A 10,138-nucleotide genomic window follows, 5' to 3' on the forward strand; every position below is an offset into this window, starting at 1 on the left:
TGTCGTCGATGAGAAGCGTAATCCTGTCCTGCGTCCTGCCTGCCACCATTGCGATTGCCGCGCCGCTCGGCCTCGTGGAAAAGGCCTTTGGCGCAGAGCCGGACAAGCAGTTTTTCCGCTCCGTCGAAGGCAGATGGGTCGGCCCTGGCGAGATCATCGCCGGCAAGTACAAAGGCACCAAATTCACCTGCGATTTCAATGGCTCGACGCCCGCCAGCAAGCTCGGCATGACGCTTGACGGCGGCTGCAGGGTCGGCGTGTTCACGCAAAAGATGTCGGCCAGCGTCGAACGCAAGGGGCGCGATGGTTACAGGGGCACCTTCATGGGCGGCTCGACCGAAAGCGGCATGGACATTGTCGGCGGCAATGTCGTCGACGCCCAGAAAGTCGTCTTCACCATCAACCGCAAGCAGTTGAACGGCGTCATGCAGGCGCGTGTCCCCGACGGCAATTCGATGACCGTGACGGTGGCCGTGCGCGTCAACAATCAGTTGGTGCCGGTGATCGGCATGAGCCTGAAGCGCATCGATCCGGTCGAAGTCGGCGCCATCGCCAAGAACTGATCCGGCGCGCCAACATCTGCAAGAAAAGGGCGGCGGCCGCGTGTGACCACCGCCTTCGCATTGTCGATGGTTGAGCTCAACCCTTGATGGTGGCGGTCAGCTCGTCATAGGCCTTGCAGGCTTCGTCGAGCGTCGTCGCGCCCTGATATTTGGTCGTTACGGCCTGCACCTTGGCGGTCAGATCGGCAGCCTTGCTCGGATCCTTGGTGATGGCCTCCTGGAGCGCGGCGGCCATGTCCTGCGCCTTCTTGGCAGCTATTTCCTGCGTGCATTCCGGCCCCTTGGAGCAAGCCGAACCGGCCAACGCCGCAACCCCGACGGCAATGAGCAAAAACTTCTTCATATCAATCATCTCCTCAAAAAAGGCAGCCGCCCATCGCCGCTGCCTCCGATGGCCGAAGCCGAACGTGCCATAACCTCTGATTGTGGCGTTACGCAACGACCGGGCCGTGTCAACTTGTGTAACGCGGTTGCAACAGGCGTTCGCCGCGGAACCTGCTGCTTCGTATCCTACGGCGCGCCCCTGCTCTTCCAGCCAGTTTCCGCGCCCTTGCCTCTCGCTCCCGGGGCATGCAAGGAGTGCTTGTGATGCATGTCGCCCAGAAGTGTGCAGCGGTTCTGGGACAACGACATGCATCAAATCAAAAACCTAAAGCGCGTCGCCTGAATCCGTTTCGGAGGGACGCGCCTTAGAGAACGGGATGACAGGCATGGCAGCTGAAGCGTCGAGCAGCGATCTGGTGCAGGTGGTGGCGCTGCTTGCCGCGGGCGTCGTCGCCGTGCCGATCTTCAAGCGCATGGGGTTGGGCTCGATCCTCGGCTACCTCGCCGCCGGCGTGGTCATCGGCCCCTTCGGCCTGCGAATCTTTTCCGAATCGGAAGCGATCCTCCATGTCGCCGAGCTCGGCGTCGTCATGTTCCTGTTCATCATCGGCCTGGAGATGCAGCCGTCGCGCCTTTGGGGCCTGCGCCGCGAGATCTTTGGACTGGGCGCGCTCCAGGTCGGCGTCTGCGCCGTGCTTCTGACCCTGGTCGGATTGGCCGGAGGCTTTCCCATCGCGCAGTCCTTCGTCGCCGGCGCCGGCTTCGTGCTGACCTCGACGGCGATCGTCATGCAGCTGCTCGAGGAGCGCGGTGAGATCGCCACGCCGAAAGGCCAGCGCATCGTCTCGATCCTGCTGCTCGAAGACCTGATGATCGTGCCGCTGCTGGCGCTGGTCGCGTTCCTCGCGCCCGGCGGCGCCGAAACCAGCCTTTCGGAGCGACTGACCGAAGTCGGCATCGGCATCGCCGCGATCGTTGGACTGGTCGTGGCCGGCCGTTACCTGCTCAATCCGCTCTTCCGCATCCTGGCCGACGCCCGCGCCCGCGAAGTCATGACCGCCGCCGCGCTTCTGGTGGTGCTGGGATCGGCCCTGGCCATGCAGCTCTCCGGCCTGTCGATGGCGATGGGCGCCTTCCTTGCCGGCGTGCTTCTGTCGGAATCGACCTTCCGCCACCAGCTCGAAGCCGATATCGAGCCGTTCCGCGGCATCCTGCTCGGCCTGTTCTTCCTCGCCGTCGGCATGTCGCTCGACCTCGGCGTCGTCGCCCAGAACTGGCGGCTCGTCGCCGTCTATGTCGTCGCCTACATGGTCATGAAGGCGGTCGGCATCTACGCCGTCGCGCGCATTCTGAAGAGCAGCCACCGCGAGGCGCTCGAACGCGCCGTCTTCATGGCGCAGGGCGGCGAGTTCGCCTTCGTGCTTTACTCGTCCGCCGCCGCGGTCGGCATCATCGACGGCCAGGCCAACGCCACGCTGACCGCCATCGTCATCATCTCCATGGTGCTGACGCCTTTGGCGATCGTAGCGCTGCGCTACCTTACCCCGCGCGACCAGCAGTCCCTCGACGGCGTCGACATCGCCGACGGCCTCACCGGCAGCGTGCTGATCATCGGCTTCGGCCGCTTCGGCCAGATCGCCAGCCAGCCGCTTCTGCTGCGCGGGATGGACGTCTCGATCATCGACAACGAAGTGGAGATGATCCAGGCCGCGGCCGATTTCGGTTTCAAGGTCTATTACGGCGACGGCACGCGGCTGGACATCCTGCATGCGGCCGGCGTCGGGCGCGCCCGCGCGGTGCTGATCTGCGTCGACAAGCCGGACGCCGCCGTGCGCATCGCCCAGCTGATCAAGGCCGAATTCCCTCTGGTCACGATCCTGGCGCGCGCCTTCGATCGAGGCACGGCGCTGCAACTCGTGCGGGCCGGCGTCGACTATCAGCTGCGCGAAACCTTCGAATCGGCGCTGGTCTTCGGCGGTTCCGCGCTGGAGGCGCTGGGCGTCGATCCGGAAGAAGTCGCCGAGGTCATCGAGGATGTGCGGCGCCGCGACGAAGCGCGCTTCGAGACGCAACTGGCCGAGGGCGTGCGCGCTGGCCAGCGTTTCCTCAAGGGCAATATCGGCACGCCGATCCCGACGCCGCTCACCCAGCCGCGCCGCGCCGGCCGAGCGTTGAACCAGGAAACCGCCGTCGTGCTGAACCAGGCAGAGACCAAGAACTGAGGGGCAACGCATGGCAGAATTCGATCCGTGGGCGCTTTCGGTCACCAAATTCTGGCGCGATGGCGGCGAGGACGCCTGGTTCGAGAAGAACGACGCCTTCGACACGAATTTCCGCAATCGCTTTTTGGAGCTGCATTACGCCGCCGCGCGGCGCGAATGCGACCATTGGAATGCGCATGCCGAAGGGTCGCTAGCGCTGATGATCCTGCTCGACCAATTCCCGCGCAACTGCTTCCGTGGCACCGGCCACATGTTCGCGACCGATCCGCTGGCGAGATACTTCGCCGACAAGGCAATCGCCGCCGGTCAGGACCTGGAACTGGAAGAACTGGTTCGCGTCTTCCTCTATTTGCCCTTCGAGCATTCCGAATTGCTGGCCGACCAGGAACGGTCAATGCAACTCACAACCGCCAAAGCGCCCGAATACCTCAAATACGCCGAGGAGCATCTGCAGATCATCCGGCGCTTCGGCCGTTTTCCGCACCGCAACCGGATGCTTGGCCGCGCGACGACCGCCGAGGAGCAGGCATTTTTGGACGGCGGCGGTTTTTCCGGCTAACCAGCCGGTTTTACCCAAGCCACCATTCGCGGCCGGACGGCAGCCGCTCGATACCGGAAATATCGACGGCGCCGAGCCGCTCCGACACGCTCCTGCCGCCGACCGAAAGCCTTGGCGCGATCTCCGCCAGCGGCGCCAGCACGAAGGCGCGCTCCAGCATGCGCGGATGCGGCACTTCGAGCCCGGTCTCATGGATCACCCGGTCGCCGAAAACCAATATGTCGATATCGATCAGGCGGGGGCCCCAGCGCTCCTCGCGCACGCGCTTCAACCGCCTCTCGACGTCGAGGCAAAGGTCGAGCAGCGCGCGCGGCGAGAGAGCCGTCTCGATCGCGGCGGCGGCATTGAGGAAATCCGGCTGGTCGAGCTTGCCCCACGGCGGCGTGCGATAAAGCGAGGAGACGGCGGTGACGCGCGTCGCGTCGTCGCCGTCCAGTATGCGCAATGCCGCGCCCATGGACTTCGCCGGCTCGCCGAGGTTGCCGCCGAGACTGAGGTAGACAGCGCTATTCTGGCCAGACAACGGTCACCTCGACATAATCGAGCACGCCGGGCACCGGCGCGTTTGGTTTGCGCACGGTGATCTCGGCCTTCCTGATCTGCGAAAACCTGGCCGTCAGCGCCTTCGCGACCTCCAGCGCCAGCGCCTCGATCAGGAAGCGGCGGTGTCCGGTCACGATCTTCTCGATGACCGCGAAGGCGACGCCGTAATTGACGGTATCCTCGATGGAATCCTCCGTCAGCGGACGGCTGGGCTCGACCGTCAGCTCGGCATCGACATAGAAACGCTGGCCAAGCGTCTCCTCCTCGTCCAGCACGCCGTGGCGGGCGAAGAAGGCGCAGTTCTTCATACGGATGACGTACATGATCAGTGTCCGGGAGGAAGCTCGGTTTCGCGTTGAAGCATAGCATCGGTCACCGCCAGCGCATCCACGTTGATTGCGACATCGTGGACGCGAAACAGGTCGGCTCCCTTCAAGCGCAGGATGACGCTGGTGGCAGCCGTGCCGGCTGCCCGTTCGGCGGGCTCGCGCCCGGTCGCGGCGCCGATGAAGCGCTTGCGCGAGGTTCCGGCCATCAACGGGTAGCCGAGCGCCCGGAGCTCGGAAAATCGCGCCATCAGGTCGAGGTTTTCCTCCGCCGTTTCCTTGGCGAAGCCGAAGCCGGCATCGAGCACGATCTGGCTGTCGACGACATTGCCGGCGCGCGCGATCTCCAGCGATCTGCGCAGGAAAAGCAACTGGTCCTCGATCACGTCGGGCAATTTGTGCCGTTCGCGCCCGGTATGCATGATGACGAGCCCGGCCCCGGTCTCGGCAGCGACACGCGCGATGCCCGGCTCGCGCTGCAGCCCCCAGACGTCGTTGACGATATGGGAGCCGGCGGCGATGCCAAGCCGCGCGGTTTCCTCGCGATAGGTGTCGACCGAAATCAGCGCCTCGCCGGAAGCGGCGAGCGCCGAGATGATGGGCAGCACGCGCGCCTGCTCTTCCTCGGCCGTGATCGGGGCGAAACCCGGCCGCGTCGACTCTCCGCCGACATCTATGACGGCCGCGCCCTCCTTCACCATACGGCGCGCCTGCTCCAGCGCCTTTTCAGGCGCGATGAACAGGCCGCCGTCCGAAAAACTGTCGGGCGTGACGTTCAGGATGCCGACGACGACCGCCTTCGGACCGAGGTCGAGATAGCGCCCATGCGCCAGCTGCCATCGCCTTGTCGTCATCATCCATCAACCATGCGTGATCCGCGCGAAATCAATTCCGTTGCGCTGGTGACGGCCCTAAAGCAAGGTGCGTGAAGAGGCAATATGATGAACCGATCCCTTCTCTGCGCCCTGATGCTCGCTTTGACCGCCACGCCGGTGGGCGCGGCCAACCTGGTCAAGACTTACAGCTATTTCAGCGTCGGCGGCCGCACGCTCGACGATATCCAGAACCAGCTGTCGAGAAACGGCCCCAAGGTGAAGAGCACCGGCTCGCGGCATCCAGGCGCCACGCAGATGGCCTTCACCACCCGCATCAGCTACGCGCAGGGCGCGGACTCTTGCCGCATCACCGATGCCGCCGTCACCGTGAAGGTCAAGGTCATCCTTCCCGAATGGCGGCGCCCGCGCAAAGCCGATCCCGACGTCAGGCTGTTCTGGGACACGCTGTCGGCCGACATCAAGCGGCATGAGGAGCGCCATGTCGAGATCGCCAAGAATCATGCGCGCGCGCTCGAGGATGCGCTGAAGGCCGCCTCCGTGCAGAAGACTTGCGAACAGGCGAAGGCGAAGGCCGCCGCGATCCAGGCGGCCGAGCTCGCCAGGCACGATCAGGACCAGTTGCGCTTCGACCGCGTCGAGAGCGTCAATTTCGAAAGCCGTATCCTTCGGCTGATGCGCTACCGCATGGAACGCGTCGAAGCCGGCCAACTGCCGCCGCCTTGACTTGAGAGCCAAGCCCCTATCCCGGGCCAATTTCGTCCAAGCATGGTGCCAGACTGGAAAAACTTTCGAGCGGCGGTCGAAATCGGCCTATATCGAACGACATATAGCGGGTTCGAAGCAGCCCCCAGGGCCTCGAACAGTGAAGAGAAATGACAGACGCCAGGCACGACGGGTCGGCCGCAGCCGTTTTGGCGCACTGAGCATCAACCTTTGAAAGAATGACGCATGGACCAGACCGTCGAGAACCAGGCGATGGCGTCGAAAGCCGCGCAGATTATGAGCGAGAGCGAGAAAAATGCCATCATCGGCGGCGTGCTGTTGTCGATGTTGCTGGCGGCCCTTGATCAGACCATCGTAGCCCCTGCCCTGCCGACGATCGCGCGCGCGCTCGGCCATGCCGAGTATCTGCCTTGGATCGTCACCGGCTATCTCTTGACCGCGACCGCGATGGCGCCGCTCTACGGCAAGATTTCCGACGTCTACGGACGCCGCCCTGTCATCTACGCTGCCATCCTCGTCTTCCTGCTCGGGTCGCTGGTCAGCGCGCTCGCGCCCAACATGCTGGTGCTGGTCATCGGCCGCGCTATCCAGGGCGCCGGCGGCGGCGGTCTCTTCGCTCTCGCCCAGACGGTCATCGGCGATCTCGTGCCGCCGCGCGAGCGAGCGCGCTATGCGGCCTGGATCTCCGGAACCTGGGCGGTCGCCAGCGTCGCCGGCCCGCTGCTCGGCGGCGTATTTGCCGAACATTTGCACTGGTCGCTGATCTTCTGGATCAACCTGCCGATCGGCTTCCTGGCCATGGCCATCATCAACAACCCGCTGAGGAAGCTGCCGATCGCGGCCAAGAACCACCGCATCGACGGCCTCGGCGCTGTGCTGCTGGTTATCGCCACGTCGCTGCTGCTCCTGGCGCTCAATTGGGGCGGCAGCGCTTATCCCTGGTTCTCCCGCGAAATCCTTGGGCTGGTCGCCTGCTCGGTCGTATTCTGGGCCTTCTTCGCGTTGAGGGTGCTCAAGGCGGCCGAGCCTTTGATCTCGCTCGAAGTCCTGAGCAACCCGATCGTGCTCGCCGGCACAATATCGATGTTCCTGCTACAAGCCGCCAACATCGGCGCGTCGGTATACCTGCCGGTCTATCTGCAATCGGTCGTCGGGCTTTCGGTCAGCGAATCCGGCACCGCGATGCTCGGCCTCTTGCTGGGCACGGTCGCCGGCGCGACCTTCAGCGGCCGCACCATCCCGCGCTTCGTCCACTACAAGCGCATCGCCATGATCGGCGTCAGCCTGGCCATCGTCTGCATTGGCGTGCTCAGTGCCATTGCGGAACACGCCTCGCTGCTCGAGGTGGAAATCCTGACCACTCTGATCGGCCTGGGCAGCGGAACGACATTCCCGGTTGCCACCGTCTCGGTCCAGAATGCCGTCGATCGCGCGCATCTGGGGGTCGCGACAGGCGTGCTGACCTTCCTGCGCACGCTGGGCGGCGCGCTCGGTGTCGCCTTGCTTGGCGCCGTTGCGCTCGGCTACGGCCTGCCGCTCTCCGCCGAAGGCTCGCAGACGCATATCCAGCTGGCATCGGCGTTGCCGTTCGTGATGATTTTCGTCGCCGCCGGCATCATGCTCGTTCTGGCGCTTGCCGTGCTCTTCCTGATGCCGGAAAAGGAACTGCGCGGCCGCGACGAGCACGCCGCGCCCGTGCTTGCGGAATAGGTGTTGAGATTCAAGTGCTGCCGTTCGCAGGCCGGCGTCACCAGAATATCAATACGCGCTTAGTCGTGGACGCCGAGCTTCTTCTGCAAACTGGTCGACGAGGTCGTATACTGGAAAACGATCCGCTCGCCCGGGCTGACGATGCGCTTGGCGGCCTGCGCCATCAGCGCCACCTCATGGAAGCCTGACAGGATCAGCTTCAGCTTGCCGGGATACCAGTTGATGTCGCCGACGGCGAAGATACCCGGGATCGACGTCTGAAACTTCTCGGTGTCCACCGGGATCAGGTTCTCGTGCAGGTTAAGGCCCCATTCGGCGATCGGCCCGAGCTTCATGGTGAGGCCGAAGAATGGCAGCATGCGGGTGCACGGCACCTCGACGTCGCCGTCCGGGCCGCCCTTGACGGTCGCCGACGCAAGCTGGCCGTCGGCGCCGGCAAGGCCGCTGACCTGGCCGACCAGGAATTCGAGCTGCTTCATCTCCTGCATGGCATACATCTTGTTGACGCTGTCGGGCGCGGCCCGGAATTCCGGACGGCGATGCACCAGCGTCACGCTTTTGGCGATCGGCTGCAGGTTGAGCGTCCAGTCGAGCGCCGAATCGCCGCCGCCGACGATGACGAGGTCATGGCCGCGAAATTCCTCCATGCGCCGGACGGAATAGAAGACGCTCCTGCCTTCATAGGCCTCGATGCCTGGAATGGGCGGACGCTTGGGCTGGAACGAGCCGCCGCCGGCGGCGACCACCACCACCTTGGCTTCGAACATCTCGCCTTCGTCGGTCGCGACGCGAAAGGTTCCGTCCTCGAGCTTTTCCAGGCTCGACACCATGCGGTTGAAGGTGAAGTCCGGCTTGAACGGATGGATCTGCTCCATGAGCTTGTCGACCAGGCCTTGCGCGGAGATCGTCGGCCAACCGGGAATGTCGTAGATCGGCTTCTCCGGATAGAGCTCCGCGCATTGCCCGCCGGGACGGTCGAGAATGTCGATCAGGTGGCATTTCATGTCGAGCAGGCCGAGCTCGAACACCGCAAACAGGCCGACCGGCCCTGCCCCGACAATAAGAACGTCCGTCTTGATGGTATCGCTCATGCGCTGCGCCCTTTTGGGAATGCCGCGAGACTGCATGACCTATCGCCTGCTGCCAAGCAGCCAGCGCGAAAGAAAATTGGAAAATCGGCTTAACCCTGGCGTTCGGGGACCCGAACGATCAGCCCGTCCAGCGCGTCGCGCACCTTGATCTGGCAGGAGAGGCGCGAGTTTGGCTGGACCTCATAGGCGAAGTCCAGCATGTCCTCCTCCATCGCCTCCGGCTCGCCGACCTCTGCCGTCCATGCTTCGTCGACATAGACATGGCAGGTCGCGCAGGCACAGGCGCCGCCGCATTCGGCTTCGATGCCCGGAACCGCGTTGCGGATCGCGTTTTCCATGACCGTCGAGCCGTTTTCGGCTTCCACGTCAAATCGGGTCCCGTCATGGGCGATGTAAGTCAGCTTGGTCATTAAGTCACCTGAGGAGTCGCAGCCGAGATAATCACTCTACCGGACAAGTCAACTGCGGCGCGAAAGCGCCACGAAATGACGTTTTTCAGAAAGATAGCGCTAGAGCATGATGCCGAAAAGTGTGAAGCGGTTTTCGGGCGACATCATGCTCTATCTCTTTGATCTAGGGACGGATTCAGATTTCAGGTCGATTCGACCTGAAATCGTCCGGCTCTAGCGGCTGATGCCGGCGATGAAGTCGCGCACTTCCTCGATCAGCGTGCCTAGCCGCTTGAGCGCCCGGACGTCTTCCGGCTGCCTTTCGATGATCGCCGCGCAATCGGCCACCGCAAAGGCGCCGATGCCGCGCGCCGAGCCTTTCAGGCCATGCGCCAGAAGCACCCTTTGCCTAGCGTCGGCATCCGCGATCTGGTCGCGGACGGACAGCGATTGGTGCACGAACAGCGCCAACACTTCCCGTTCGAGGTCACGGTCGCCCATCGTCTGGCGCGCCAGATGGCCGAGGTCGACCGGTCGGGCTCCGGCCGTTCCGGAGGCATCTCCCCCCGGCATGGAAAACGCAATACCACTTTCGCCACGCATACGCACTGCAACTCCATCAAGCGGGCAGACGAGCCCACAAAAATAGGCCCTTCCGGTCGCCAACGGGTTAACGATTGCAGGGGAAAAATGTTGTCACGGAGGCAGCCGGATCACGTCTCCGTTAACCTTATATTTAAAGTTTTACGTATCGCCCGGAATGCATGTTTTCTTTACCCCTGTGTGTCATTACGATACGAAGGTCCATTTTTCAGCCTCCTGCTCGGGATAGACAAGCCAGAATCGGGCCAG

The 10,138-nt window shown here is 63.7% G+C and carries 12 protein-coding genes; 5 read left to right on the forward strand and 7 right to left on the reverse strand.

Going from position 1 to position 10,138, the window contains the following annotated elements; translation table 11 throughout:
* Positions 1-8 precede the first annotated feature (8 nt).
* On the forward strand, positions 9-563 hold the full coding sequence (locus FJ417_RS06325; protein WP_181175520.1) for a hypothetical protein: 555 nt from the start codon (positions 9-11) through the stop codon (positions 561-563).
* Between the two features lie 76 nt (positions 564-639).
* Here the strand turns inward: FJ417_RS06325 and FJ417_RS06330 are convergent, their stop codons facing one another.
* Positions 640-906, reverse strand: a complete 267-nt coding sequence (locus tag FJ417_RS06330) for a hypothetical protein (RefSeq protein ID WP_140782867.1) — start codon at positions 904-906, stop codon at positions 640-642.
* A 367-nt stretch (positions 907-1,273) separates the two neighbouring features.
* On the opposite strand from FJ417_RS06330, the gene FJ417_RS06335 reads away from it, so the two are divergent.
* Both FJ417_RS06335 and FJ417_RS06340 read left to right on the forward strand, forming a co-directional pair.
* The gene (locus FJ417_RS06335) at positions 1,274-3,109 is read left to right on the forward strand and encodes a monovalent cation:proton antiporter-2 (CPA2) family protein (protein WP_140782868.1); all 1,836 of its coding nucleotides are present in this window, start codon (positions 1,274-1,276) and stop codon (positions 3,107-3,109) included.
* Between the two features lie 10 nt (positions 3,110-3,119).
* The gene (locus FJ417_RS06340; RefSeq protein WP_140782869.1) at positions 3,120-3,668 is read left to right on the forward strand and encodes a DUF924 family protein; all 549 of its coding nucleotides are present in this window, start codon (positions 3,120-3,122) and stop codon (positions 3,666-3,668) included.
* Between the two features lie 10 nt (positions 3,669-3,678).
* Here the strand turns inward: FJ417_RS06340 and folK are convergent, their stop codons facing one another.
* The 3 genes from folK to folP are packed head-to-tail and all read right to left on the reverse strand — an operon-like array spanning position 3,679 to position 5,391.
* Positions 3,679-4,191: a 2-amino-4-hydroxy-6-hydroxymethyldihydropteridine diphosphokinase gene (gene folK / locus FJ417_RS06345; RefSeq protein ID WP_140782870.1), complete on the reverse strand. Its 513-nt coding sequence runs from the start codon at positions 4,189-4,191 to the stop codon at positions 3,679-3,681.
* Complete coding sequence (folB, locus tag FJ417_RS06350) at positions 4,175-4,534, reverse strand: dihydroneopterin aldolase (RefSeq protein ID WP_140642958.1); 360 nt, start codon at positions 4,532-4,534, stop codon at positions 4,175-4,177. Before folB ends, folK begins: the two co-directional genes overlap by 17 nt.
* Before the next feature lie 2 nt (positions 4,535-4,536).
* Positions 4,537-5,391, reverse strand: coding sequence for a dihydropteroate synthase (gene folP / locus FJ417_RS06355; RefSeq protein ID WP_140782871.1), 855 nt, complete (start codon positions 5,389-5,391; stop codon positions 4,537-4,539).
* An 84-nt stretch (positions 5,392-5,475) separates the two neighbouring features.
* Between folP and FJ417_RS06360 the strand changes: the two genes are divergently transcribed.
* Entirely contained in the window at positions 5,476-6,096 is a 621-nt protein-coding gene (locus FJ417_RS06360) for a DUF922 domain-containing protein (protein WP_140782872.1), read from the forward strand.
* Positions 6,097-6,321: 225 nt separating this feature from the next.
* Positions 6,322-7,806 (forward strand): MDR family MFS transporter, encoded by a 1,485-nt coding sequence (locus tag FJ417_RS06365; protein ID WP_181183160.1) that lies wholly within the window; start codon positions 6,322-6,324, stop codon positions 7,804-7,806.
* Between the two features lie 59 nt (positions 7,807-7,865).
* On the opposite strand, the gene FJ417_RS06370 is transcribed toward FJ417_RS06365, so the two are convergent.
* The 3 genes from FJ417_RS06370 to FJ417_RS06380 form a co-directional block, all read right to left on the reverse strand.
* Complete coding sequence (locus tag FJ417_RS06370) at positions 7,866-8,897, reverse strand: NAD(P)/FAD-dependent oxidoreductase (RefSeq protein WP_140782873.1); 1,032 nt, start codon at positions 8,895-8,897, stop codon at positions 7,866-7,868.
* 89 nt (positions 8,898-8,986) lie between these two features.
* The gene (locus FJ417_RS06375; protein ID WP_140642970.1) at positions 8,987-9,307 is read right to left on the reverse strand and encodes a 2Fe-2S iron-sulfur cluster-binding protein; all 321 of its coding nucleotides are present in this window, start codon (positions 9,305-9,307) and stop codon (positions 8,987-8,989) included.
* 213 nt (positions 9,308-9,520) lie between these two features.
* Positions 9,521-9,889 carry an Hpt domain-containing protein gene (locus tag FJ417_RS06380; protein ID WP_140708649.1) on the reverse strand — a complete coding sequence of 123 codons (369 nt, stop codon included), beginning with the start codon at positions 9,887-9,889 and terminating at the stop codon, positions 9,521-9,523.
* Positions 9,890-10,138 lie beyond the last annotated feature (249 nt).

The organism is Mesorhizobium sp. B3-1-7, assembly GCF_006439385.1.
GTDB lineage: Bacteria > Pseudomonadota > Alphaproteobacteria > Rhizobiales > Rhizobiaceae > Mesorhizobium.